This is a genomic window from Saccharomonospora iraqiensis subsp. paurometabolica YIM 90007, assembly GCF_000231035.2.
Classification (GTDB): domain Bacteria; phylum Actinomycetota; class Actinomycetes; order Mycobacteriales; family Pseudonocardiaceae; genus Saccharomonospora; species Saccharomonospora paurometabolica.
Genome location: NZ_KI912263.1, coordinates 25,183 through 48,798 on the forward strand (window position 1 = coordinate 25,183; position 23,616 = coordinate 48,798).

General features: G+C 71.5%; 20 protein-coding genes and 1 pseudogene. 10 read left to right on the forward strand and 11 right to left on the reverse strand.

Annotation, left to right across the window (positions count from 1 at the left end; genetic code table 11):
* Positions 1 to 51 precede the first annotated feature (51 nt).
* The 3 genes from SACPADRAFT_RS0223455 to SACPADRAFT_RS0223465 form a co-directional block, all read right to left on the reverse strand.
* Entirely contained in the window at positions 52 to 714 is a 663-nt protein-coding gene (locus tag SACPADRAFT_RS0223455) for a TrmH family RNA methyltransferase (protein WP_007023330.1), read from the reverse strand.
* An 85-nt stretch (positions 715 to 799) separates the two neighbouring features.
* Entirely contained in the window at positions 800 to 1,363 is a 564-nt protein-coding gene (gene pyrE / locus SACPADRAFT_RS0223460; RefSeq protein WP_007023331.1) for an orotate phosphoribosyltransferase, read from the reverse strand.
* Between the two features lie 39 nt (positions 1,364 to 1,402).
* Positions 1,403 to 2,170 carry an SDR family NAD(P)-dependent oxidoreductase gene (locus tag SACPADRAFT_RS0223465; protein ID WP_007023332.1) on the reverse strand — a complete coding sequence of 256 codons (768 nt, stop codon included), beginning with the start codon at positions 2,168 to 2,170 and terminating at the stop codon, positions 1,403 to 1,405.
* A 109-nt stretch (positions 2,171 to 2,279) separates the two neighbouring features.
* Here SACPADRAFT_RS0223465 and SACPADRAFT_RS33580 point away from each other — a divergent pair, with 109 nt between their 5' ends.
* Positions 2,280 to 3,083 carry a hypothetical protein gene (locus SACPADRAFT_RS33580; protein ID WP_007023333.1) on the forward strand — a complete coding sequence of 268 codons (804 nt, stop codon included), beginning with the start codon at positions 2,280 to 2,282 and terminating at the stop codon, positions 3,081 to 3,083.
* A 402-nt stretch (positions 3,084 to 3,485) separates the two neighbouring features.
* Here SACPADRAFT_RS33580 and SACPADRAFT_RS29575 read toward each other — a convergent pair.
* A pseudogene (locus SACPADRAFT_RS29575) lies at positions 3,486 to 4,145 on the reverse strand (hypothetical protein); the annotation flags it as partial.
* A 93-nt stretch (positions 4,146 to 4,238) separates the two neighbouring features.
* Positions 4,239 to 6,854, reverse strand: a complete 2,616-nt coding sequence (gene clpB, locus SACPADRAFT_RS0223480; RefSeq protein WP_007023335.1) for an ATP-dependent chaperone ClpB — start codon at positions 6,852 to 6,854, stop codon at positions 4,239 to 4,241.
* 267 nt (positions 6,855 to 7,121) lie between these two features.
* Between clpB and SACPADRAFT_RS0223485 the strand changes: the two genes are divergently transcribed.
* Both SACPADRAFT_RS0223485 and SACPADRAFT_RS0223490 read left to right on the forward strand, forming a co-directional pair.
* Positions 7,122 to 8,726 (forward strand): alanine/glycine:cation symporter family protein, encoded by a 1,605-nt coding sequence (locus SACPADRAFT_RS0223485; RefSeq protein ID WP_007023336.1) that lies wholly within the window; start codon positions 7,122 to 7,124, stop codon positions 8,724 to 8,726.
* A 273-nt stretch (positions 8,727 to 8,999) separates the two neighbouring features.
* Positions 9,000 to 10,178, forward strand: coding sequence for a globin domain-containing protein (locus SACPADRAFT_RS0223490; RefSeq protein WP_028662712.1), 1,179 nt, complete (start codon positions 9,000 to 9,002; stop codon positions 10,176 to 10,178).
* A gap of 77 nt (positions 10,179 to 10,255) precedes the next feature.
* Here SACPADRAFT_RS0223490 and SACPADRAFT_RS0223495 read toward each other — a convergent pair whose 3' ends face one another.
* The 4 genes from SACPADRAFT_RS0223495 to dnaK are packed head-to-tail and all read right to left on the reverse strand — an operon-like array spanning position 10,256 to position 14,551.
* Complete coding sequence (locus SACPADRAFT_RS0223495) at positions 10,256 to 10,699, reverse strand: heat shock protein transcriptional repressor HspR (protein ID WP_007023338.1); 444 nt, start codon at positions 10,697 to 10,699, stop codon at positions 10,256 to 10,258.
* Positions 10,700 to 10,706: 7 nt separating this feature from the next.
* On the reverse strand, positions 10,707 to 11,912 hold the full coding sequence (gene dnaJ, locus SACPADRAFT_RS0223500) for a molecular chaperone DnaJ (RefSeq protein WP_007023339.1): 1,206 nt from the start codon (positions 11,910 to 11,912) through the stop codon (positions 10,707 to 10,709).
* Between the two features lie 27 nt (positions 11,913 to 11,939).
* Positions 11,940 to 12,683 (reverse strand): nucleotide exchange factor GrpE, encoded by a 744-nt coding sequence (gene grpE / locus SACPADRAFT_RS0223505; RefSeq protein WP_007023340.1) that lies wholly within the window; start codon positions 12,681 to 12,683, stop codon positions 11,940 to 11,942.
* Positions 12,680 to 14,551: a molecular chaperone DnaK gene (gene dnaK, locus SACPADRAFT_RS0223510; protein WP_007023341.1), complete on the reverse strand. Its 1,872-nt coding sequence runs from the start codon at positions 14,549 to 14,551 to the stop codon at positions 12,680 to 12,682. Before dnaK ends, grpE begins: the two co-directional genes overlap by 4 nt.
* Before the next feature lie 347 nt (positions 14,552 to 14,898).
* Here dnaK and SACPADRAFT_RS0223515 point away from each other — a divergent pair, with 347 nt between their 5' ends.
* The 3 genes from SACPADRAFT_RS0223515 to SACPADRAFT_RS0223525 all read left to right on the forward strand — a co-directional run bounded on the left by SACPADRAFT_RS0223515 (position 14,899) and on the right by SACPADRAFT_RS0223525 (position 16,994).
* Positions 14,899 to 15,438 (forward strand): YbhB/YbcL family Raf kinase inhibitor-like protein, encoded by a 540-nt coding sequence (locus SACPADRAFT_RS0223515; RefSeq protein ID WP_007023342.1) that lies wholly within the window; start codon positions 14,899 to 14,901, stop codon positions 15,436 to 15,438.
* Positions 15,439 to 15,558: 120 nt separating this feature from the next.
* The gene (locus tag SACPADRAFT_RS0223520; protein WP_007023343.1) at positions 15,559 to 16,098 is read left to right on the forward strand and encodes a hypothetical protein; all 540 of its coding nucleotides are present in this window, start codon (positions 15,559 to 15,561) and stop codon (positions 16,096 to 16,098) included.
* Positions 16,099 to 16,220: 122 nt separating this feature from the next.
* Entirely contained in the window at positions 16,221 to 16,994 is a 774-nt protein-coding gene (locus tag SACPADRAFT_RS0223525) for an IclR family transcriptional regulator (RefSeq protein WP_007023344.1), read from the forward strand.
* A gap of 92 nt (positions 16,995 to 17,086) precedes the next feature.
* Here SACPADRAFT_RS0223525 and SACPADRAFT_RS0223530 read toward each other — a convergent pair whose 3' ends face one another.
* Both SACPADRAFT_RS0223530 and SACPADRAFT_RS0223535 read right to left on the reverse strand, forming a co-directional pair.
* Positions 17,087 to 17,647 carry a TetR/AcrR family transcriptional regulator gene (locus tag SACPADRAFT_RS0223530; protein WP_007023345.1) on the reverse strand — a complete coding sequence of 187 codons (561 nt, stop codon included), beginning with the start codon at positions 17,645 to 17,647 and terminating at the stop codon, positions 17,087 to 17,089.
* A 54-nt stretch (positions 17,648 to 17,701) separates the two neighbouring features.
* Positions 17,702 to 18,025, reverse strand: a complete 324-nt coding sequence (locus SACPADRAFT_RS0223535) for a DMT family transporter (RefSeq protein ID WP_007023346.1) — start codon at positions 18,023 to 18,025, stop codon at positions 17,702 to 17,704.
* Between the two features lie 166 nt (positions 18,026 to 18,191).
* On the opposite strand from SACPADRAFT_RS0223535, the gene SACPADRAFT_RS0223540 reads away from it, so the two are divergent.
* From SACPADRAFT_RS0223540 to SACPADRAFT_RS0223555, 4 genes are all read left to right on the forward strand, one after another.
* Complete coding sequence (locus SACPADRAFT_RS0223540; protein ID WP_007023347.1) at positions 18,192 to 20,528, forward strand: (Fe-S)-binding protein; 2,337 nt, start codon at positions 18,192 to 18,194, stop codon at positions 20,526 to 20,528.
* 142 nt (positions 20,529 to 20,670) lie between these two features.
* Positions 20,671 to 21,300, forward strand: a complete 630-nt coding sequence (locus SACPADRAFT_RS29580; RefSeq protein WP_007023348.1) for a DUF742 domain-containing protein — start codon at positions 20,671 to 20,673, stop codon at positions 21,298 to 21,300.
* Between the two features lie 77 nt (positions 21,301 to 21,377).
* On the forward strand, positions 21,378 to 21,983 hold the full coding sequence (locus SACPADRAFT_RS0223550) for a TetR/AcrR family transcriptional regulator (RefSeq protein WP_007023349.1): 606 nt from the start codon (positions 21,378 to 21,380) through the stop codon (positions 21,981 to 21,983).
* Positions 21,967 to 23,598, forward strand: coding sequence for an acyl-CoA dehydrogenase family protein (locus SACPADRAFT_RS0223555; RefSeq protein ID WP_007023350.1), 1,632 nt, complete (start codon positions 21,967 to 21,969; stop codon positions 23,596 to 23,598). Before SACPADRAFT_RS0223550 ends, SACPADRAFT_RS0223555 begins: the two co-directional genes overlap by 17 nt.
* The last annotated feature ends 18 nt before the right edge of the window (positions 23,599 to 23,616 follow it).

The following is a 23,616-nucleotide window of genomic DNA, read 5'->3' on the forward strand; positions in this document are numbered from 1 at the left end:
CCGCCCGGCTCCCGGCCGCCCGGCTCCTGACCGGGCGCGGCCGGCGGCCGGTCACCAGGCCGAGCGCAGGTCCGCGTGTTGCCGGATCCAGGTGTGCATCACGATGCCCGCCGCCACCCCCGCGTTGATCGAACGGGTGGTCCCGAACTGCGCGATCGAGACCACCAGCGACGCGGCGGCCTGGGCGTCCGGCGACAGCCCGGGCCCCTCCTGCCCGAACAGCAGCACGCAGTCCCGCGGCAGGTCCGCGGTCTCCACCGGCACCGCACCGGGCCGGTTGTCCACGGCGACGACGGCGAGGCCGTGTGCGGTGGCGTACTCCACCAGACCGGAGACCTCCGGGTGGTGGTGGAGGTGCTGGTAGCGGTCGGTGACCATCGCCCCGCGCCGGTTCCACCGGCGCCTGCCGACGATGTGCACCGCGGCGGCGGCGAACGAGTTCGCCGTGCGCACCACCGTGCCGATGTTGTGGTCGTGCTGGAAGTTCTCGATCGCCACGTGGAACGGGTACCGCCGGGTGTCCATGTCGGCGACGATCGCCTCGCGGCGCCAGTACCGGTAGGCGTCGACCACGTTGCGCCGGTCGCCGTGCTCCAGCAGTTCGGGGTCGTACCGCTCGTCGGTGGGCCAGGGCCCCTCCCACGGACCCACACCCACCCCGCTGTCGGTGGTCGACCATTCGGTCGGTCCCGGCGTCTCCGTCACACCCGCCATTGTCCCCACGGGCGGGACCGTTCCCCTGCGCAGGTGCCGCTCAGCGCAGCCCCGCTCAGCGCAGCCCCACTCAGCGCAGCCCCACTCAGCGCAGCCCGAGGTCGTCGAGGTCGAGCAGCGACCGGTAGGGCAGCCCCCGCTCCTCGATCGCCTCGCGGGCGCCGGTGTCCCGGTCGACGACGGTGGCCACCCCGACCACGGTGGCGCCCGCCTCGCGCAGCGCGTCCACGGCGGTGAGCACGCTGCCCCCGGTGGTGGAGGTGTCCTCGACGGCGAGCACCCGCTGCCCCGCCACCTCCATACCCTCGATCCGGCGCTGGGTGCCGTGCTCCTTCGCCGTCTTGCGCACCACGAAGGCGTCCAGCACCACGTCGTCGGCCGCCGCCGAGTGCAGCATCGCGGTCGCCACCGGGTCGGCGCCCAGGGTGAGGCCCCCCACGGCCACGTACTCCCAGTCGGCGGTGCGCTGCCGCAGCAGCCTGCCGATCAGCGGGGCCGCCGCGTGGTGCAGGGTGGCCCGGCGCAGGTCGACGTAGTAGTCGGCCTCCGCGCCGGAGGAGAGCACGACCCGGCCGCGGATCACACAGAGCTCGGTGACCAGCCGGGCGAGTTCGGTCTTCGCCGCTCGGTCCAAGGAAGGGTTCGCCACAGCGGCGAGTCTGACACGAGGCCCGCGGACGGGCCGCCCTCAGGTGCGGTCCCGGCCGGCGAACCGGCCGCCGAGGCGTCGGACCACACCGCGCGGCAGGAGTCGCCCGACCGCGGCCACGATCTTGTAGCGCTTGCTGGGCACCGAGACCACCCGGCCCGCCCGCAGGTCCGCCAGTGCCTCGTCGACGACCCTGCGGGCGTCGAGCCACAGCACACCCGGGCCGGACTTGTCCAGCCCCGCCCGCGCGTGGAACTCCGTGTGGGTGAATCCGGGGCACAGCGCCAGCACGCGCACCCCAGAACCGTGCAACGCGGAGGCCAGGCCGTCCGAGAACGACGTGACCCACGCCTTGCTCGCGGTGTAGGTCGAGCCGCGGCCGGAGAAGAACCCGGCCACGCTGGAGACGTTGACGATGTCCCCGCCGCCCCGTTCCCGCATCCCCGGCACCGCCGCGCGGGTCAGCCGGAGCACGGCGGTGACGTTGACATCGAGCTGGCGCTGCAGCGCCTCGACGTCGGCGGTCCAGAACTCGCCGGACAGGCCGAGGCCGGCGTTGTTGACCAGCATGTCGACCGGGGACCCGGTGAGTCGTCGTTCCACGGCGTCCCGGCCCGCCTCGGTGGCCAGGTCGGCGGTGAGGGTCTCGACCCGCACGCCGTGTCGGGTCCGGAGTTCGTCGGCGCGCTCGGCGAGTCGGTCCGCGTCCCGCGCGACGAGCACGAGGTCCCTGCCTTCGGCGGCCAGCGTGTCCGCGAAGACGGCCCCGATGCCCGCGGTGGCTCCCGTGATCAGTGCTACCGGCATGAGGGTCAAACTACCGCCCGGGCGATCACTACGCTGATGACAGGCAGTATCTTGCTCAAACCATTGGGGGTACCCGCGAGCCTCACCCGACCGAGGGAATGGACTCCAGATGGGAAACGGTGCCATCGACTACCTGTCGTTCGTTCGCGGCTACATCGCGGCGACCGACGACGATGCCGCGGGGGCCGACACCGTCGGAGAACCGGACACCCCGCACAACCCGCACGGTCCGGACACGGACGGCCCCGGCGGTGGGATCGATCCCGACTCGTACGCGGAGGGGTTCGCGGCGGCGACCGAGCCCGTGGAGCACACGCTGACCTACCGCGAGCTCTCTCTCCAGGACGGCGGCCGGTTCGCCGGGACCCTCGACCTCGTCGACCCCTCACCGGCCCCGGTCGGCACGGACACGGAACCGGAGGAAGACGCGGAGCCGGAGGAAGACGCGGAGCCGGAGGAAGCCACGGAACCGGCGGCGGGGCCCGCGGCGGCCCCGGACCCGGTCCCGTCGGCGGGATTCCGGCAGACCGACTTCAAGCAGGCGTCGCTCCGGGCACTGCTCAAGCACTACGACACGGAGTCGCTGCGGGCCGAGAGCCACCGGCTCCGGCAGGGGCGGTCGTCCACCGGACTCGGCCCGGCGGAGGGCCCGGCCACCGCGGACGGGGACGCGCCGGTCGGGGGCCTGCTCGTCGCCGGGAACCCGGGCACCGGAGACCCGGACCCCGGCCCGGATACCGAAGGCCCGGGTACCGAAGGCCCGGTCGGCGAAGGCCCGGTCGGCGAAGGCCCGGTCGGCGAAGGCCCGGTCGGCGAGGATTCGACCACCGACGGGCCGGGCGTCGTGGACGGTCCGGCCGGGAACGACCTCCCGCAGCGCCCCTCGGTGTCCGGGACGCTCGATCTGGACTGACGGACCCACCCGGAACGCGGGAGCACGCCGGTCGACGGTCCGCACCCGCGGTCAGCGTCCCGCCGGACCGCCCTCGGTCTCGGCCGGGGTGGAGGCGCCCGCGTCAGCGTCCCCGGACTCGTTCCCGGAACCGCCGGAGCCGGCCGAGGAGTCGTCGTCCCCGGAACCGGTCGTCACGGCCGTCCCGCCGGACGTGGCGCCCGACGTGGCGCCGCCGCCCGACGTGGCGGCGCCCGACGTGGTACTGCCCGACGTGGTGCCGACGGAGGCGGAACCGGAGCCGCCGGGGCCGGACGGGGGCGAATCCGTGGTGCCGGACCCGCTCGCGGTACCCGTGTCCGCGCCGACCGGGTCGAGCTCGGCGTCCTCCAGCGCGGCACGATCCGACTCGGCGTCGGCGAGCGGCGTACGCGCGGGCGCCCCGTCCTCCTCGAAGGGGTCGACGATGTCGGCGATCTCGCCCAGGTCCCGCAGCAGCCGCTCCAGGCGCGACGGCCCCACGTTCGGCGCGACGCTGGCCAGCACCCACTCGTTCTCCAGCCAGGCGACCCCCACGTCCCCGCCGAGCCCGTCGGCGGCGTCCACGAGATCCTGACCGATCATCGTGCGTGCCCGGCCGAGGTCGTCGGCGAAGGCGTAGCGCTGGCCGACCGGGCCGAGTAGTTCGGGCATCTCGGCACGCTGGAACGGCACGCTCGCCAGCCACAGTTCGAGCAGCACGGGATGCACCCGGTTGCACCGCACGGCCACGATCACCGCGGGGATGACGCCGTCCGACTCGATGTCGAAGACGAACACCGGACGGCGCCCGTCGGCGGTGAACGTCGACCCCGCCACGACGTTGACCGCCCCCTGCGCCGCGAAGTAACCGATCGCGCCGCCGGACCACTGCCGGGGCAGCCCCTCGTCCTCCTCGACGTACTGCCAGCCGCGCAACTCGGCCCAGCGTGCGCGCTCGCGGTTGCGCGAACTCTCCCTGGCGCGGTCGGCGGTGAGCAGGCCGAGCCCGGCGACCGCGGCGACGGCGGCGATGACGAACCAGATCCACGCTGGAATACCCACGGCGCACAGGGTATCCGGCACGGCCCGCCGACCAAGATCAGCGGGCCGTGTCGCGCCGACTCGTTCGGCGGAGGCCCCGTGGAGAGCGGGGTGTTACTCCTTCCGGGTGACGACGAGGGGCTTCTCGCTGTCGACCGGGGACTCCGGGACGTCGACGTGCACCGTGTCGCCGTCCCGGACCTCGCCCGCGAGCAGCTTGCGGGCCAGTTCGTCACCGATCGCGGACTGGACCAGCCTGCGCAACGGCCGCGCCCCGTAGACGGGGTCGAAACCGTTCAGCGCCAGCCAGTCCCGCGCGGCCGGGGTGACCTCCAGGGTGAGCCTGCGCTGCGCGAGCCGTCGCGCCAGCCGCCGCACCTGGATGTCGACGATCTCGGTGAGCTGCTCGGTGTCCAGCGCGTGGAACACGACCACGTCGTCCAGCCGGTTGAGGAACTCCGGCTTGAAGTGCTGCCGCACCACCGTCATCACCGAGTCCGTGCGCTGCTGTTCGGTCAGCGCCGGGTCGGCGATCGCCTGCGAGCCCAGGTTCGACGTGAGCACGAGAATCGTGTTGCGGAAGTCCACCGTACGGCCCTGCCCGTCGGTGAGGCGCCCGTCGTCGAGCACCTGCAACAGCACGTCGAACACGTCCGGGTGAGCCTTCTCGACCTCGTCGAGCAGCACCACCGAGTACGGCCGCCTGCGGACCGTCTCGGTGAGCTGGCCACCCTGGTCGTACCCGACATAGCCGGGCGGGGCACCGACCAGCCGCGCGACCGAGTGCTTCTCGCTGTACTCGCTCATGTCCACGCGCAGCATCGCGCGCTCGTCGTCGAACAGGAACTCGGCCAGCGCCTTGGCCAGCTCGGTCTTGCCGACACCGGTGGGGCCGAGGAACAGGAACGACCCGGTGGGCCGGTCCGGGTCGGCGACCCCGGCGCGTGCCCGGCGCACCGCGTCGGAGACCACCCGCACGGCGTCGGCCTGCCCGACCACCCGCCCGGCGAGCTCCTCCTCCATGCGCAGCAGCTTGCCGGTCTCGCCCTCCAGGAGCCTGCCCGCGGGGATGCCGGTCCACGCGCTCACGACGTCGGCCACGTCGTCCGGACCGACCTCCTCCTTGAGCATCACCTCGCCCGTGTCCTCCACCCGCTCCGAGGCACGGGTGGCCTCGTCCAGCTCCTTCTCCAGCGCGGGGATCCGGCCGTACCGCAGTTCGGCGGCACGGCCGAGGTCGGAGTCCCGCTCGGCGCGGTCGGCCTCGCCCCGCAGCTGTTCCAGCTGCTCCTTCAGCTCCCGGACCCGCTCGATCGAGCCCTTCTCGTTCTGCCAGCGCGCGGTCAGTGCGTTCAGACGTTCGCGCTTCTCGGCCAGCTCCCTGCGCAGCGTCTCGAGCCGCTCCCGCGAGGCGGCGTCGTCCTCGGCCGACAACGCCATCTCCTCGATTTCCAGACGCCGCACGGTGCGCTCGACCTCGTCGATCTCCACCGGCCGCGAGTCGATCTCCATGCGGAGCCGGGACGCGGCCTCGTCCACCAGGTCGATCGCCTTGTCCGGCAGGAACCGCGCGGTGATGTAGCGGTCGGACAGCGTCGCGGCGGCCACCAGGGCCGCGTCGGTGATCCGCACGCCGTGGTGGACCTCGTAGCGTTCCTTCAGCCCCCGCAGGATGCCCACGGCGTCCTCCACGGAGGGCTCGCCCACCATGACCTGCTGGAACCGGCGCTCCAGGGCGGCGTCGGTCTCGATGTGTTTGCGGTACTCGTCGAGCGTGGTGGCACCGACCATGCGCAGCTCACCCCGGGCGAGCATCGGCTTGATCATGTTGCCCGCGTCCAGCGAGGAGTCCCCACCTCCGCCACCGCCCGCGCCGACGATCGTGTGCAGCTCGTCGATGAAGGTGACGACCTGCCCCTCGGACTCCTTGATCTCCTTGAGCACGGCCTTGAGGCGTTCCTCGAACTCGCCCCGGTACTTCGCACCCGCGACCATCGACCCGAGGTCCAGAGCCACGACCCGCTTGCCGCGCAGCGACTCGGGCACGTCCCCGGCGACGATGCGCTGGGCCAGACCCTCCACGATCGCGGTCTTGCCCACCCCGGGTTCGCCGATGAGCACCGGATTGTTCTTGGTCCGCCGGGACAGCACCTGCACCACCCGGCGGATCTCGGTGTCCCGCCCGATCACCGGGTCGAGGTCACCGGCCTTCGCCCGCTCGGTGAGGTCGAGTCCGTACTTCTCCAGCGCCTGGTAGGTGCCTTCGGGATCCGGGGTGGTCACGCGGGCGGAGCCGCGCACCCGGGTGAACGCCTCCCGGAGGGCGTCCGGGGTGGCACCGTGCCGCTGCAGCAGCTCCGCGACCGGGCCGCCCTCCGCGGCCAACCCCACCAGCACGTGTTCGGTGGAGACGTACTCATCACCCAGTTCGGTGGCCAGCTTCTGCGCACGGGTGAGCGACGTGACGGCGTGGCCGTCGAACTGCGGCGTGGACACGGTCGCCCCGGTCGCCGAGGGCAGTCCGGCGGTGACCGGTTCGAGATCCTTGCGGACGACCGCGACATCGGCCCCGACCGCCTCCAACAGCGGCACGGTGAGCCCGTCGCCCTGCGCCAGGAGCGCACCGAGCAGATGCGCGGGTGAGATCTCCGGATTGCCCGCCATCGTGGCGGCCTGTGCGGCCGACGAGATCGCCTGCTGCGTCTTCGTTGTCGGGTTGAACGCGTCCATCCCTCACCTCTTGTGGTGCTGCTTTCGTGTTGTCGGCTTGTCGGGGTCGATTCGCGGTTACCGGCCACAGGAGGACGGATCACGCCCGCCCGGACGGCCGATGCCCGGTCGGACCCGTGTTGCCCACCCTCAACAAGAACAACGTAAGGAAACTTGAGTGTGTTCCGCTCAATCCGGACGATCTCCCGGTGAGAGGTAGGTAACTTTGCGTAACGAAATGCCGCAGGGTCTTGTCAGCCGTGCCCCTTTAGGGTCAGATACCGCACCATGTCTGTGAACCACACCACGGAGGTCGCGTCGAGCCCACCGGCCGACCCGGCCACACACGTCCTCGCGGCCGAGGGAGGGACCCTCGCCTCGATCGAGGAAGCGATCAACAGCGTTTTCGACCCGTTGACGGAGGGCCTCTCCGCGTTCGTGTTCGCCGAGATCAGCATCGGCAGCATCTCGTTCCCGTGGATCGTGGCCTGGCTGATCCTCGCGGCGACCGTCTTCACGATCTACTTCGGGTTCATCCAGTTCCGCGGCTTCAAGCTGGCCACCGAGATCGTCCGGGGCAAGTACACCGACAAGACCGAGCCCGGGGAGATCTCGCACTTCGCGGCGCTGTCCTCGGCGGTGTCCGGCACCGTGGGACTCGGCAACATCGCCGGTGTCGGCGTCGCGGTGACCATCGGCGGCGCCGGGGCGACGTTCTGGATGATCCTGGCGGGTCTGCTCGGGATGTGCACCAAGTTCGTCGAGTGCACCCTGGGTGTGAAGTACCGCGAGACGCACGCCGACGGCACCGTCTCCGGTGGCCCGATGCACTACCTGCGCAAGGGCCTCGCCGAGCGGTTCGGCAACGCGTTCGGCCGAGGGCTGGGGAAGGTGCTCGCCGTCCTGACCGCGGTCATGCTGCTGTTCTTCGCCTTCTCCGGCGGCAACATGTTCCAGGCGAACCAGACCTTCTCCCAGCTCAAGAACGTCACCGGCGGGGAGGACGGCCTGCTCGGCGGCGCCGGCGCCTCGCTGATCTTCGGCATCGTGCTCGCGATCGTCGTCGGCTTCGTCATCATCGGCGGGATCAAGTCCGTCGGCGCCGTGACCAGCAGGCTGGTGCCCGCCATGGCGGTGGTCTACATCGCCGCCTGCCTCGTCGTCATCCTCGTCAACATCACCAGCGTGCCCGACGCGGTCGGCCAGATCGTCGGCGGCGCGTTCGCCCCGGAGGGCGTCGTCGGTGGTGCGATCGGCGCCCTGATCGTCGGTTTCCAGCGTTCGGCCTTCTCCAACGAGGCGGGCCTCGGTTCGGCCCCGATCGCGCACTCGGCGGTCAAGACGAAGAACCCGGCCACCGAGGGCCACGTGGCGCTGCTGGAGCCGTTCATCGACACCGTCGTGGTCTGCACGATGACGGCGCTGACCATCGTCATCGCCGCACCGCAGATGTGGCTGGACAGCAAGGCCACCCTGTTCGCGGGCGGCGAGCCGCCGAGCAACGAGCAGGGTGTCACCATCACCTCGGAGGCGTTCGGCACCGTGCTGCCGTGGTTCCCGTACGTGCTGACCGTCGCCGTGGCACTGTTCGCGCTCTCCACGCTGATCACCTGGGGCTACTACGGCCAGAAGGCGTGGATCTTCCTGTTCGGCAAGTCCCGGGTGACCGAGCGGGTGTACCAGGTGCTGTACTGCCTGTTCGTCGTGATCGGCTCGGTGCTCACCCTGGGCAGTGTGCTGTCCTTCGCCGACGCCGTGCTGTTCATGCTCGCGCTGTTCAACATCATCGGTCTCTACCTGCTGATGCCGGTGGTCAAGCGCGAGGTCCGCTCCTTCCGGGACAAGCTCCGCTCCGGTGAGGTGAGCAAGGTCGACGACACGGTCCACAGCTGACCACGACCGACCCGTCCACGTGAGACCGCCCGTCCCCGGTCCGGGGGCGGGCGGTCTCGCATGATCGGCGCGAGAGCGCATGTCCGACCGGCGTCCGGGAGGCCGCCTACCGCGACCGGCGTACGGGACCTAATGTGGTCGCCGGACCGCTCGGCCTGGAAGGTGAACCCCGTTGTTGCCCGTGACAGTGCGCTCGCCGTGGCCGCGCTCGCTGTTGCCGTCGGTGCGGGTCTCGCCCGCGCGGACGGTCCGGACCCCGCCGGGGTGCGCGCGATGACGAACGAACCGATCAGCCCGATCCCGGAGTTGGCGCCACCCCGCCAGGCGCCGCCCGCCGTCGTCGAGATGGTGGGGCACATCCGCCGGACCTGGCAGCTGGCACGGCCGTACCTGCCGGAGATCACCGAGGACTTCTACAACCTGCTGTTCACCCTCGCGCCCACCACGCGCGACTTCTTCCCCGCCAGCCTGCAGGCCGAACAGGGCCGCACCCTCCGGGCACTGGTGCACGTGCTGCACATGGTCGACCGGCCGGACGATCTCGCGCCGTTCCTGCACGAACTCGGCAGGGACTACCGCAAGTTCGACGCGCGGCCCGACCACTACGAGGCGGTGGGCACCGCGCTGCTCGCCGCCCTGAAGCGCTGGCTGGACGACGCCTGGACCCCCGAGGTCGAACGCGCGTGGGCGGAGGCCTACACCCTCGTCGCCCGGTCGATGCAGGACGCCGCGGAGGAGTACCGCCACCAGCCGCCGTACTGGCGGGCCACCGTCGCCGAGCACTACCGGCTCGGCAGGGACCTGGCCCTCATCCGGGTGGAACCGGAGGAGCCGATCCCCTACCGCGCGGGTCAGTACTTCAGTGTGGAGGTGCCGCAGCGTCCCCGGTTGTGGCGGCATCTCTCCCCGGCGAACGCGCCGAGGCCGGACGGCTCGCTGGAGTTCCACGTGCGTGCCGTCGACGGCGGCTGGGTGTCACGGGCGATCGTCGGCCACACCCGGCAGGGGGACGAATGGCGGATCGGGCCGCCGCTCGGTGGTCTGCACGTCGACCGGGAGGCCGGATACCCGGTGCTGATGATCGCGGGCGGCACGGGGGTCGCCCCGCTGCAGGCCCTCGTGGACGAGCTGGGCCGGTTCGTCACGAACCCGCCCGTGACGTTCTTCTACGGCGGCCGGACGCGGGCCGACCTCTACGCGCTCGACCAGGTGCGGGGGCTCGCCGCCACGAACCCGTGGCTGACCGTGCGCCCGGTGGTGGAGCACCCGGACGGGATGCCCGGTTTCGAGCACGGCACGCTCGCCGAGGCCGTCACACGCCGCGGCCCCTGGGCCGACCACGACGTCCTCGTCTCCGGCTCCCCAGGGATGATCAAGGGCACGGTGTCCCGGATGCTGGTGGCGGGAACGGCCCTGCACCAGATCCGCTACGACCCCTTCGCCCTGGACTGAGCGACCCCGGGTGCACACACCCGCCCCGGAACCGTCCGCCCCGGAACCGTCCGCGTCGGGCCGAGCGGTTCGGGCGGTCAGCGGCGGCGGTCCGGGCGCCAGACGACCAGGGCGTTGCGGCGGGCGGGCACGAGGTCCCTGCGGTAGGAGGCGTGGACGGCCGCCGCGGCCTGCTCGGCGGCCGCGTAGGCCGCGGCGAGCTCCTCGTTCAGCTCGGTCACCCGCTGCTGCAGGGCCTCGACCTGGTTCTCCAGTTCGATGATCCGTTTGATCCCGGCGAGGTTGACCCCCTCCTCCTGGGACAGGCGCTGGACCTCCCGCAGCTGCGCGATGTCCCGCAGCGAGTACCGCCTGCCCCCTCCCGGGGTGCGGCCGGGACACACCAGACCCAGTCGGTCATAGGAGCGCAGGGTCTGCGCGTGCAGCCCGGACAACTGCGCCGCCACCGAGATCACGAAGACCGGCGTGTCCTCGTCCGCACCGTGCGGCAATCCTCCCGGCAGACCGGAACCACCGAACATGCACGCCTCACTCCCTGTCTCGCAACAGCGCGGTGATCTCGGGCCGTGGATCCGTGTCCGCGACCGTCTCGGCGTAGCGCTCCAGCGCCTTCCTGGCCTTCGCGTCCAGCTTACCGGGCACCACAACCTGCAACGTGACCAGCAGATCGCCCTGGGTGCCGTCCCGCCGGGTGATGCCCTTGCCGCGCACCCGCAGGACCCGCCCGCTCGACGTCCCCGCGGGAACCTTCAGCGAGACCTTGGACTCCAGGGTCGGGACGGTCACGGTCGTGCCGAGCGCGACCTCGCTGAAGTCCACCGGCACGGTGATCGTCAGGTCGTTGCCGGACCGGCCGAACACCTCGTGCGGCCGGACGTGGACGCGCACGTAGAGATCCCCGGCGGGAGCGCCGCCCCGGCCGGGCTCGCCCTGGCCCGCCAGCCGGATGCGCTGATTGTCGTCCACGCCCGGCGGGATCCGCACGGTCAGCGTCCGGGTGCGGTCGCTGACCCCTTCGCCGCCGCACTCCTGGCAGGGCTGGTCGATGATCGTGCCGCGACCGCGGCAGTCCCGGCACGGCTCGGAGAAGGCGAACGCACCCTGGCTGCGGTTGACCAGGCCCACACCCGAACAGGTCGGGCAGGTGCGGGGGCCGGTGCCCGGACGGGCACCGTTGCCGTGGCAGGTACCGCAGGTCGCCGGGCTGGACAGCCGCAGCGGCAGGGTCGCACCCCGCACCGCCTCGGCGAACTCGATGCGCACATCGGTCTCCACGTCCGCGCCGCGCTGACCACGGGTCGCCGTGCCCGCGCCACCACCGCGCCGACCGAAGAGATTGCCCAGCATGTCACCGAGGCCACCGCCGAAGCCGGCACCGCCGCTCGTGCCGCCCTGCCCGAAGATGTCACCGAGGTCGAAACCGCCCGCTCCCCCGGGACCGCCGGGGCCACCGCCGCGGCCGCCACCGGGGAAGTTGAAGCCGCCCGCGCCCCCGGCGCCGAAGAGGCTGCGGGCCTCGTCGTACTCCTTGCGCTTGTCGGGGTCGGACAGCACACCGTAGGCCTCCGAGACGGCCTTGAACCTGCGTTCGGCCTCCTCGTCACCGGGGTTGGCGTCCGGGTGGTTCTCCCTGGCGAGCTTGCGGTACGCCTTCTTGATCTCGTCGGCGGAAGCGTCGGAGGAGACGCCCAACTCGCGGTAGAAGTCCTTGTCGATCCATTCCCTCGCACTCATCGGGCGTCCCCTCCCTCCGGCTTCTCGTCAGCGCGCGTTCTCATCGGTGTCGACGGGCAGCTCGCCCTCGACGGGTGCGTCCACGGGTCCGGTGCCGGGCACCCCGTCCGCCGCGGCGTCCGCGGCCCCGGACTGGGCGGGCTCGTGGTCGGTCACCGCGACCAGCGCGGAGCGCAGCACCCGGTCGCCGAGCCGGTACCCCCGACGGAGCACCGTCGTCACGGTCGGGCCGTCGACCTCGGGCGAGGTGTCGTGCTGCACCGCCTCGTGGACACTGGGGTCGAAGGTCTCGCCCTCCCGGGCGAAGGACTCCAGGCCCTCCTTCTCCAGCACGCCCACGAGCTTGTCCGCCACGGCCTTGAACGGGCCGGTGAGGTCACCGTGCGCCTCCGCCCGCTCCAGGTCGTCCAGCAACGGGAGGAGGTCACCGACCACCGACGCCTTGCCGGACTCCGCCATGGACTCCCGCTCGCGGTCGACCCGCCTGCGGTAGTTGGCGTACTCGGCCTGCACGCGCTGGAGATCGGCGGTGCGCTCCTGCAGCTGCTTCTCCACGTCCGAGATCGGCGCGGCCGCCTCGTCCACGGTGCCCTCCACCGGGGGCGGTCCGGAGGCGTCCGCCGCGAACCCCTCCGGACCCTCCTGCTCCGGGTACCCCTCGCCGTCCTCCGACGGACGGGGCTGTCCGGTCTCCGGGTCGACCTTCCGACGGTCCCGCACGACCACCGGCTCCTCTTCCAGTTCCTGCTCGAACTCGTCGCGCTCGGTCACTTCTTGTCGTCCTCGTCGACGATCTCGGCGTCCACGACGTCGTCGTCCTTGCCGGAGGCAGCACCGGAGGTGCCGCCCGTCGTGCCGGTCGCGCCCGCGTCGGCACCGTCGGCGCCACCCTGGGCGCCGGTGTCCGCGTACAGCGCGGTGGCCAGCTCCTGCGAGGCCGAGTTCAGCTTCTCCATCGACTCGCGGATCTTGGCGGTGTCGTCGCCCTTGAGCGCCTCGTTGGCCTCGTCGATCGCGGTCTTGACCTTGCCCTTGAGCTCCTCGGGCAGCTTCTCGTCGTTGTCGGCGACGAACTTCTCGGTCTGGTAGACCAGCGTCTCCGCCTGGTTGCGGGTCTCGGCCTCCTCGCGGCGCTGGCGGTCCTCCTCCGCATGCGCCTCGGCATCCTTGACCATCTGGTCGATGTCCTCCTGCGGGAGCGCGGAGCCACCAGTGATCTTGATGCTCTGCTCCTTGCCCGTGCCGAGGTCCTTCGCCGTCACGTGCACGATGCCGTTGGCGTCGATGTCGAACGTGACCTCGATCTGCGGCACGCCCCGCGGTGCGGGCGGGATCCCGGTGAGCTCGAAGCTGCCGAGCTTCTTGTTGTGCGCGGCGATCTCCCGCTCACCCTGGAAGACCTGGATCTGCACCGACGGCTGGTTGTCGTCGGCCGTGGAGAAGATCTCGCTGCGCTTGGTCGGGATGGTGGTGTTGCGTTCGATCAGCTTGGTGAACACGCCACCCTTGGTCTCGATGCCCAGCGACAGCGGGGTCACGTCCAGCAGCAGGACGTCCTTGACCTCGCCCTTGAGCACACCGGCCTGAAGCCCGGCACCGACGGCGACGACCTCGTCCGGGTTCACGCCCTTGTTCGCGTCCTTGCCGCCGGTCAGCTCCTTGACCAGGTCGGCGACGGCGGGCATCCGGGTGGAGCCACCCACCAGCACCACGTGGTCGATCTCGCTGACCGAGATGCCGGCGTCCCGCACCACGTTGTTGAACGGGGCCTTGGTGCGCTCCAGCAGGTCGGAGGTGATCCGCTGGAACTCCGCACGGGACAGCGTCTCGTCGAGGAACAGCGGGTTCTTGTCCGCGTCGACCGTGATGTAGGGCAGGTTGATGTTCGCGCTGCCGGAGCTGGACAGCTCGATCTTGGCCTTCTCCGCGGCCTCCTTGATGCGCTGCAGCGCCATCCGGTCCTTGGTCAGGTCGATGCCGTGCGAGGCCTTGAACTTGTCCACCAGCCAGTCGACGATGCGCTCGTCCCAGTCGTCACCACCGAGGTGGTTGTCACCGCTGGTGGCGCGGACCTCGACCACACCTTCGCCGATCTCCAGCAGCGACACGTCGAAGGTGCCGCCACCGAGGTCGAAGACCAGGATGGTCTGTTCCTTCTCGCCCTTGTCCAGCCCGTACGCCAGGGCGGCCGCGGTGGGCTCGTTGACGATGCGCAGCACGTTCAGCCCGGCGATCTGGCCGGCCTCCTTGGTGGCCTGGCGCTGGGCGTCCTCGAAGTACGCCGGCACGGTGATGACCGCGTCCGTGACATCGTCACCCAGGTAGGCCTCGGCGTCGCGCTTGAGCTTCATCAGCACGCGCGCGCTGATCTCCTGCGGCGTGTACTGCTTGTCGTCGATCTCGGTCTTCCAGTCGGTGCCCATGTGCCGCTTGACCGACCGGATCGTGCGGTCGACGTTGGTGACCGCCTGGTTCTTCGCGGGCTGACCCGTGAGCACCTCGCCGTTCTTGGCGAAGGCGACCACCGACGGGGTGGTCCTCGACCCCTCGGAGTTGGCGATGACCGTCGGCTCGCCGCCTTCCAGAACGGAGACGACCGAGTTGGTCGTGCCGAGGTCGATGCCGACCGTTCGCGCCATGTGTCTTTCCCTCCTGCTTGCTCGTCCACCGGGGCGACCGCCGGGGTGTGGTGGCCGCGTGTCCTCGGCGGCGTCGCGTCCTCGCTGTTGTACTCAGATGCCGCATCAACCTTGAGTAGTGCTTACTCAAGTTGTATCCGATCATCCGATCGGACGTCAAACCGTAGTTGAGTGAGCGACGCTCAAGGTTTCTGCATTTTCCAACGTCGGAGCCCACCGGGTTGTTCCCGTCCGCCCCGCCCGAAGGCGTACTGATCGCCGGATCACTAGCCTGACCGTCAGCGGACGACGCACGGACACGGTCCGGACACGGAGCGGTCCGCACACCGACTTCGACGGAGGTAGGCATGACACAGGCGCAGAATCCGTACGACTTCCTGCCGCAGGTGCCCTCGTTCACCGTGCGCAGTGACGATGTCGCCGACGGCGCGACGATGCCGGTACCCCAGCGCAGCGGCGTCATGGGGGCGGGTGGTGCGGACCGCTCCCCCCATCTCACGTGGGAGGCGTTCCCCGAGGGCACGCAGAGCTTCGCGGTGACCTGCCTCGACCCGGACGCCCCGACCGGCAGCGGATTCTGGCACTGGGCGGTGTTCAACATCCCGGCCCCGGTGACCGAGCTGCCCTCCGGGGCGGGGGACGCGGACGGTTCCGGGCTCCCCGGGGGAGCGACGATGCTGCGGACCGACGCCGGGATCCGGCAGTACGTGGGGGCCGCCCCGCCCCCCGGGCACGGCCCGCACCGCTACATCTTCGCCGTGCACGCCCTCGACGTGGAGTCGCTCGACGTCGGCGACGAGGCCACGCCCGCTTTCCTCGGCTTCAACATGTTCGGGCGCACCCTCGGCCGCGCGCTGCTCACCCCGGTCTACGAGATCCAGGGTTGAGCGGACCGGCGGCCCCGGATCCCGCCCCGGGGCCGCCCGCTCGGCGGCATCCGGGGGCCGGTCCGGCAACGATCCGGAAATTGGCACCCACCGGGTGTCACGGGACGGCACGCTGAGCGCATGACCACCCGACTGTGGAGACGTGTCGCGCTGCTGTCCGGGATCCTCGCCCTGGCCGCGGCACCGGCCGGCTGCGGCACGGCCGACCGGGCGGAGGAACCCGCCGGCCGCCCCGGTCCCGACCGGGCCGCCGACGCATCGGGCCCGAGCACGCACGGGGCGCCCGGCACCCGGGACGGTGTCCCGCCGAACGGTCCGCCGAACCACGCGGACAACCGGGCATGGCGGCAACGGCACGACCTGTCCGCGGGCGATCGGGCCGTCGCCGAGGACGCGGCCGAGCGCATCGTCGAGGCGCTCACCCCGCTGCACGGCAACGGCGAGTACGCACCCGGGAGGGTCGCCTCGGCGATCGAGGCGACCGGGTTCCCCTCCGATGCGATCACCACGGTCCCCGCGGGGACCATGCCCGGCACGCACTTCGGCGTCCACGTCGGTGAACGCGGCTGCGTGGTCGGCACGATGCGGCCCGACCGGCTCTCGGCCGCGGCGAAGGGCGCGGCGGCGGAGTTCGGTTGCCTGGAACCCTCCTCCCACTGACGGGTCCGGCACCGACCGGGCCGCGGCATCCTGTGCGGTGGCGTGGGCGCGCGGACGGTTCGTATCCTCGGGCGAACCGTGGCCTCCCCCGTCACGGCCCGAGCCCACCCCGGAGGTGTGCGATGAGCGTGGATGTTCCCCAGGGCCGCGGCCTGGTGGGTTCCGCCCGGCGCGCACTCCGGGTGCTGGAGATCGTGGCCGCCGAGGGGGACGGCGTCTCGGCCAAGGCGGTCGCCCGGAAGACGGGCTACACGCTGTCCACGACGTACCACCTGCTCAATACCCTCGTCCACGACGGCTACCTGGTCCGGCTGGGCCACGGACGTGGGTTCGGTCTCGGCTACAAGCTCGGCCCGCTCTTCGAGCGGCTGTGCACCCAGCTCGACGTCGACCGGGTCGTCCGCGACGAACTGAGTGCCCTGCACCAGCGGGCCGGCGCGGCCGCCTATTACACGGTGCTGCGGGACTGCGACGTCGTCGTCGCCGCCGTGGCGGACTCGCCGGAGCATCCCCGGGCCCAGCCGGTCGACTTCGGTTTCGACGAGGCGGCCCACGCCACCGCGTACGGCAAGGTCCTGCTGGCCGCGTTGCCCACCCGGCGGCGCCGGGAGTACCTCGCCGGCGCCGGGATGCCCCGGCTGACCGAGCGCACGACCGTGCGGCTGCGCGACCTGGACGACGAGCTCGAACAGGTACGCCACCGCGGCTGGGCGCAGGACGTCGAGGAGTTCCAGCCCGGACTCGCGTGCGTGTCCGCCCCGGTGGTCCGGCCGGACGAACGGATCACCGCCGCCGTCGCGTTCTCCGTTCCGCTCGCCGACTTCGCCGCCAGGGGAACCACCCTGCACCGGCACGCCACGGAGGCGGCCTCCCGGCTGTCCACCCTGTTGTCCTGACCGCCGGCGCTCCAGTGTCGACTCGCGGACCAGGAGCGTCGACTCGCGGTCCTGGAGTGGCGACTCGCGGGCCTGGAGTGGCGACTCGCGGGTCAGCGGGGTTCCAGGAGGTAGTCGACGACCGGGCGGAGTTCCTCCGCGGTCGGGGGTTCGTCGTCGATGAGACCCTGGATCAGCAGGCCGTCGATGCCGGCGAGGAAGGCACGGAAGGCGACCATGTCGTCGTGCCGGACCATGGACGTGAGCACGTCCAGCCACCGGCGGGCGGCGGGACGCAGCTCCGGGCGCCGGGAGGCCAGCAGGTACAGCTCGTACTCGGCCATCGTGCGGCCCCGCCGGGGGCCGATCGCTTCCGCCAGCAGGTTCGCCACCTCCTCGGCGCCGCCGCTGCCCCGGGAGCGGGCCCGGTCGATCATCCAGTACACCTCGGTCGCCATGTCCCGCGCGCAGGTGATCAGCGTGGCGATCAGCAGCTCGTCGAGGTTCGCGAAATGGTAGGTCGTCGAGGTGGTGGGCACCCCCGCCTCCTTCGCGACGGTGCGGTGGGTGACCCCCGCGACGCCGTCCCGCTCGATGACCCGCAGGGTGGCCTCGATGATCTCGTTGCGGCGCTTCTCGCCCTTGGCCTTGCGTCCGTCGATCTCACGTCGCACCGCGCCACTCCAGACCGCTCGGCGATCCCGGGGCCGCCCGGACACCCGCGGATCTCACGCGCGCCCCAGTTCGAGCAGCACGACACCGCCGATGACCAGCAGCAACCCGAGAATCATCGTGACGTTCATCGTCTCGCCCAGGAAGAGTGCGCCGATCAGGGCGACCAGGGCCACCCCGAGCGCCGCCCACACGGCATAGGCCACCCCGACCGGCATCCCCAGGGCGAGTACCCGGCCCAGGAGGAAGAAGGCGAGGCCGTAGGACACGACGACGACCACGGACGGCAGCAGCTTGCTGAACCCGTCGGAGAGCTTCAGGGACACGGTACCGGTGACCTCGGCGGCGATGGCGACCGCGAGCAGGACGTAAACGACCACAGCTGTTAGAATACCTGAACGATAGTCCCAATACACGCGAGTTCTGCACCACATCTGTGGGACTTGTGGCGGGCCGGTGAGTTACTGATCAGTAGAACGCACTACCGTCTGCCGAAACTGCCTGCCGAACCCACCACGAAGTCCTCTCGACCGAAAGGCCCCGACCATGGGTGCACTGCAGATCACGATGGGCGCGATCGGCGTAGCCGTCAGTATCGCCGCCTGGTTCGTGTTCCTCTCCGGCGTTGTTCGCCAGGTTCGCATCATCCGGCTCGGCCAGCCGGATGCCACGCGGAACGGTCCCTTCGTGCCTCGGATGCGCACCCTGATCACGGAGTTCGCCGCGCACACCCGGATGAACAAGTTCCGCCACGTCGGCCCCTGGCACTGGCTGGTGATGTGGGGCTTCCTGCTCGGCTCGCTGGCGCTGTTCGAGGCCTACGGCGAGATCTTCGTGCCGGAGTTCGCGTGGCCGATCATCGGGCACTGGGCGCCGTGGCAGCTGCTGCTCGAACTGCTCGGCCTGGGCACCGTGGCGGGCGGGATCGCCCTGGCGATCATCCGCCAGCGCAACCACCCGCGCCGCGCCGACCAGCAGTCCCGCTTCGCGGGCTCGAACTTCGCGGCGGCCTACTTCGTCGAGGCCGTGGTGGTCATCGAGGGCCTGGGCATCCTCGGGGTGAAGGCGTTCAAGATCTCCAGCGGCATCGAGGACCCGGCGCTGTGGACCAGCTTCGTCACCCAGCCGCTCGCCGCCGTGCTGCCCGCGGCCACCGTCGCCGTGTCCGTGATGGCGCTGATCAAGCTGCTGTCCGGGATGATCTGGCTGGCCGTCGTCGGCCGGAACCTGACCTGGGGTGTGGCCTGGCACCGGTTCAGCGCGTTCTTCAACATCTACTTCAAGCGCTCCGACGACGGCAGCGTCGCGCTCGGCGCGCTCAAGCCGATGATGAGCGACGGCAAGCCGGTCGACTTCGACGAGGCCGACCCCGAGGAGGACGTCTTCGGCGCCGGACAGGTCGAGGACTTCTCCTGGAAGGGCTGGCTGGACTTCTCCACCTGCACCGAGTGCGGCCGGTGCCAGTCGCAGTGCCCGGCGTGGAACACCGGTAAGCCGCTGTCGCCGAAGCTGCTGATCACCCAGCTGCGCGACCACGCCTACGCCAAGGCCCCGTACCTGATGGCGGGCGGCAAGAAGGACATGACCGGCGAGGAGATCGGCCTCACCGGCGACAACCCGCACGCCGGGATCGACGTGCTCGCCCTCGCCGAGTCGGAGCGCCCGCTGGTGGGCACCGGGGACGACGGCGGCGTGATCGACCCGGACATGCTGTGGTCGTGCACCTCCTGCGGCGCCTGCGTCGAGCAGTGCCCGGTGGACATCGAGCACGTCGACCACATCGTCGACATGCGCCGCTACCAGGTGATGATCGAGTCGAACTTCCCGACCGAGCTGAACGGGATGTTCAAGAACCTGGAGAACAAGGGCAACCCGTGGGGCCAGAACGCCAAGGACCGGCTGGCCTGGACCGAGGACCTCGACTTCGAGGTGCCGGTCTTCGACGGGGAACTCGGCGACGCCGAGTACCTGTTCTGGGTCGGCTGCGCGGGCGCGTTCGAGGACCGCGCCAAGAAGACCACCCGCGCGGTGGCCGAGCTGCTGCACCACGCGGATGTCAAGTACACCGTCCTCGGGCCGGAGGAGACCTGCACCGGTGACCCGGCGCGGCGCGCGGGCAACGAGTTCGTCTTCCAGATGCTGGCGCAGCAGAACGTCGAGGTGCTCAACTCGGTGTTCGAGGGTGTCGAGCAGAGCAAGCGCAAGATCGTGGTGACCTGTGCGCACTGCTTCAACACGCTCGCCAACGAGTACCCGGAGCTGGGCGGCAAGTACGAGGTCGTGCACCACACCCAGCTGCTGAACCGGCTGGTGCGGGAGAAGCGGCTCGCCCCGATGGCGCCGGTCGCCGAGGACGTGACCTACCACGACCCGTGCTTCCTGGGCCGGCACAACAAGGTGTACGAGGCGCCCCGGGAACTGGTCGGCGCCTCCGGGGCGACCATGCGGGAGATGCCCCGGCACGGCGACCGCTCGATGTGCTGCGGCGCCGGTGGTGCGCGGATGTGGATGGAGGAGCGCATCGGCAAGCGCATCAACGTCGAGCGCGTGGACGAGGCGTTGGGCACCGCACCCGCCAAGATCGCCACCGGTTGCCCGTTCTGCCGCGTCATGCTCAACGACGGCGTGACCTCGCGCCAGAGCGACGGGGCGGCGAGCGAGGACGTCGAGGTGGTCGACGTCGCCCAGCTGCTGCTCTCCGCCGTCAAGCGCGGTGCGGACGACGGGCAGAAGGTGCCCGCCTCGGTCGGGGCGGGCGAGGCCGGCGGTGCGGCCGGTGCCGGCCACGAGGTCGGCGGTGAGGCCGAGGCCGACGGCCGGGCCGACGTGCCGACGGACGAGACCGCCACGGGCACGCCCCAGCCGGACGAGGACAAGAAGTAACCACGCCGCGCGGGCGGCGACGGCTCCGGATGAACTTCCGGTGTCCGTCGCCGCCCCCATCGGCGGCCCGATCCGGGTACCATCGCGCTCTCCCGGGCACAGTGCCCGGGCACGAGAGCAGCGACATGCGAGGCGGCACCGCATGGGTACCTCGGACGACGAGCCGGACCGGGCCGACGGCCACCCCGTCGGCCCCACAGGGGACTCCACCGCCGGGCCCGAGCCCCCGGCGGACTTCGGCACCGCCCCGGCGGACATCGACACCGCCACTGCGGATCCCGGCGACGCCACGGTGGGCGGCGGGAGCCTGTTCGAACCCGCGCCCGGCCGGGGCACACCCCCCAGACCGGAACGGATCGTGATGTCCCCCGGGGACACGCCGGACGCCGTCCGCGGGTACGAGGACCCCGACCCCGATCCGGACGAGTCGACCGCGCACCGGCTGCGCGCACGCCCGTACGTACTGACCAAGGGCCGCACGCACGCCCGGCCCGATCTCGCGGTGGAGACACTGGTCTCGACGGACCCGACCGCACCCTGGCACCGCCACCTCGGTGCCCAGCACCAGGCCGTCCGCCGGTTGTGTGCGCAACCGAGGTCGGTCGCCGAGATCGCCGCGACCCTGTCGGTGCCGCTCGGCGTCGCCCGCGTGCTGGTCAGCGACCTCGCCGACACGGGGTTCGTGCGGGTGCACGCCGCGCCCCCCACCTCCGGCGGTCGTCCCGGCCCCGAGCTGATGAACCGGGTGCTGGTCGGGCTGCAGCGGTTGTGACCCGCGGTCGGCGGGCGGGCCGGATCCGTGCCCGCGCCTCTTGCCTGAAGGACTGAATCAGTGCTTCACTTCTCGGCGTGGCCTACCGTCGCACCCCCGCCGTGCAGGCACGGCTCGACGCACAACGGGCGGCGATCCTCGACGCCGCCGTCGACCTGCTGTCCGAGTGCGGGTACGCCGGGTGCGCGATGACGGCGGTCGCCTCCCGGGCGGGGGTCGCCACCGGGACGCTCTACCGGCACTTCCCCGCCAAAGCGGACCTGGTCGCGGAGTTGTTCGGGCACGTCGTCGGCCGGGAGGTGGACGCCGTGCGCCGGGCGTCGGACACACCCGAGGACGCGGCCGAGCGGGTGGTCGCGGTGGTGCGCACCTTCGCCACCCGGGCCCTGAAGTCCCCACGACTGGCCTACGCACTGCTGGCCGAGCCGGTCGACGCGCCGGTGGAACAGCGCCGCCTGGTGTTCCGCCGGGCCTTCCGCGACGTGATCGCCGACTGTGTCCGGGACGGGGTGCACGCCGGGACACTTCCCGCCCAGGACGCGGAACTGACCGCGGCGGCGGTCGTCGGTGCCGCGGCCGAGATCCTGGCGGGCCCGCTCACCGGTGGCACGGCCACCTCCGTGGACGAGCTGTCCGCCTTCACCCTCCGCGCGTTAGGAGTACGCCATGCCACCGACCCATGAGGTCACCAACCAGGTACCCGCCCTCGCCGAGCACGACGTCGCCGAGGATCCCGCGCTGCTCGACGGTCTGCGCCGGGAGGGCGCGGGGTGGGCCGAGAGCGAGGTCCGCGAACTCGGCGTGCTGGCGGGCGGCGAGCGGGCCCAGGAGTGGGGCAGGCTCGTCAACGAGAATCCGCCCGTGCTGCGCACCCACGACCGGGTGGGGCACCGGATCGACGAGGTCGAGTTCCACCCGCACTGGCACGACCTGATGACGGTGGCCGTCTCGCACGGTCTGCATGCCACACCGTGGAGCCAGGACCGGCCCGGCGCGCACGTGGCGCGCACGGCGAAGTTCTACGTGTGGAGTCAGGTGGAGGCGGGTCACACCTGCCCGATCTCGATGACCTACTCGGCCGTGCCCGCCCTGCGGCACAATCCCGACCTGGCCGCGACTTTCGAACCGCTGCTGGCGGCCCCCGAGTACGACTACGGGTTGCGCACGCCCACCGGCAAGCGGGGCCTGATCGCGGGCATGTCGATGACCGAGAAGCAGGGTGGTTCGGACGTCCGCGCGAACACCACGCGCGCCGAACCGACCGGCGACGGCGCCTACCGCCTCACCGGGCACAAGTGGTTCACCTCGGCCCCGATGTCGGACGTGTTCCTCACGCTGGCGCAGGCCCCCGGCGGGTTGACCTGCCTGCTGGTCCCCCGCGTGCTGCCGGACGGCACCCGCAACGGCCTGCACCTGCAACGCCTGAAGGACAAGCTGGGCAACCGGTCCAACGCCTCCGCCGAGATCGAGTACGACGGCGCGCTCGGCTGGGCGGTCGGGGAGGAGGGCCGCGGGGTGCGCACCATCATCGAGATGGTGAACAACACCCGGCTGGACTGCGTCACCGGCACGGCCGCGGCCATGCGGTACGGCACCGTCCGGGCCGCGCACCACGCCCGGCACCGCGCCGCGTTCGGCACGACCCTGATCCGGCAACCCGCGATGGCGAACGTCCTGGCCGACCTGGCCGTCGAGGCCGAAGCGGCCACGACCGTAGCGCTGCGGCTGGCCGGGGCGAGCGAACGCGCGAACGCGGGCGACGCGCAGGAGTCCGCCCTGCGCAGGCTGGCGCTGGCGGTGACGAAGTACTGGGTGTGCAAGCGCGGTCCCGCCCACGCCGCCGAGGCGCTGGAGTGCCTCGGCGGCAACGGCTACGTCGAGGAGTCCGGGATGCCCCGGCTGTTCCGGGAGTCGCCGTTGGCGTCGATCTGGGAAGGTTCCGGCAACGTCGCCGCCCTGGACACCCTCCGGGCGATGGCGCGTGAGCCGGAGTCGGTCGAGGCTTTCCTCGCCGAGGTCGACGAGGCCGCGGGCGCCGACGCCCGGCTGGACGCGGCGATCACCGACGTGCGCCGGGAGCTGGGCGACCTCGACGACGTCGAGTACCGGGCACGCCGGGTGGTGGAGCGGATGGCGCTGGTGCTGCAGGGGTCGCTGCTGGTGCGGCACGGGGACAAGGCCGTCGCCGACGCGTTCTGCGCGTCCCGCCTCGACGGCGATCGGGGCACCGCGTTCGGCACCCTGCCCCGCGGGGTGGACACCGACGCCGTTCTCGCGCGCACCGGGACCGGACGGTGAGGTCGGTGGTGGTGAGGC

Coding starts and splice junctions, on each gene's coding strand:
- SACPADRAFT_RS0223455 (WP_007023330.1), bottom strand. CDS start 714: ATGGCGGGTGTGACGGAGACGCCGGGACCGACCGAATGGTCGACCACC.
- SACPADRAFT_RS0223465 (WP_007023332.1), bottom strand. CDS start 2,170: ATGCCGGTAGCACTGATCACGGGAGCCACCGCGGGCATCGGGGCCGTC.
- SACPADRAFT_RS33580 (WP_007023333.1), top strand. CDS start 2,280: ATGGGAAACGGTGCCATCGACTACCTGTCGTTCGTTCGCGGCTACATC.
- clpB (WP_007023335.1), bottom strand. CDS start 6,854: ATGGACGCGTTCAACCCGACAACGAAGACGCAGCAGGCGATCTCGTCG.
- SACPADRAFT_RS0223485 (WP_007023336.1), top strand. CDS start 7,122: ATGTCTGTGAACCACACCACGGAGGTCGCGTCGAGCCCACCGGCCGAC.
- SACPADRAFT_RS0223490 (WP_028662712.1), top strand. CDS start 9,000: ATGACGAACGAACCGATCAGCCCGATCCCGGAGTTGGCGCCACCCCGC.
- SACPADRAFT_RS0223495 (WP_007023338.1), bottom strand. CDS start 10,699: ATGTTCGGTGGTTCCGGTCTGCCGGGAGGATTGCCGCACGGTGCGGAC.
- dnaJ (WP_007023339.1), bottom strand. CDS start 11,912: ATGAGTGCGAGGGAATGGATCGACAAGGACTTCTACCGCGAGTTGGGC.
- dnaK (WP_007023341.1), bottom strand. CDS start 14,551: ATGGCGCGAACGGTCGGCATCGACCTCGGCACGACCAACTCGGTCGTC.
- SACPADRAFT_RS0223515 (WP_007023342.1), top strand. CDS start 14,899: ATGACACAGGCGCAGAATCCGTACGACTTCCTGCCGCAGGTGCCCTCG.
- SACPADRAFT_RS0223520 (WP_007023343.1), top strand. CDS start 15,559: ATGACCACCCGACTGTGGAGACGTGTCGCGCTGCTGTCCGGGATCCTC.
- SACPADRAFT_RS0223525 (WP_007023344.1), top strand. CDS start 16,221: ATGAGCGTGGATGTTCCCCAGGGCCGCGGCCTGGTGGGTTCCGCCCGG.
- SACPADRAFT_RS0223540 (WP_007023347.1), top strand. CDS start 18,192: ATGGGTGCACTGCAGATCACGATGGGCGCGATCGGCGTAGCCGTCAGT.
- SACPADRAFT_RS29580 (WP_007023348.1), top strand. CDS start 20,671: ATGGGTACCTCGGACGACGAGCCGGACCGGGCCGACGGCCACCCCGTC.
- SACPADRAFT_RS0223555 (WP_007023350.1), top strand. CDS start 21,967: ATGCCACCGACCCATGAGGTCACCAACCAGGTACCCGCCCTCGCCGAG.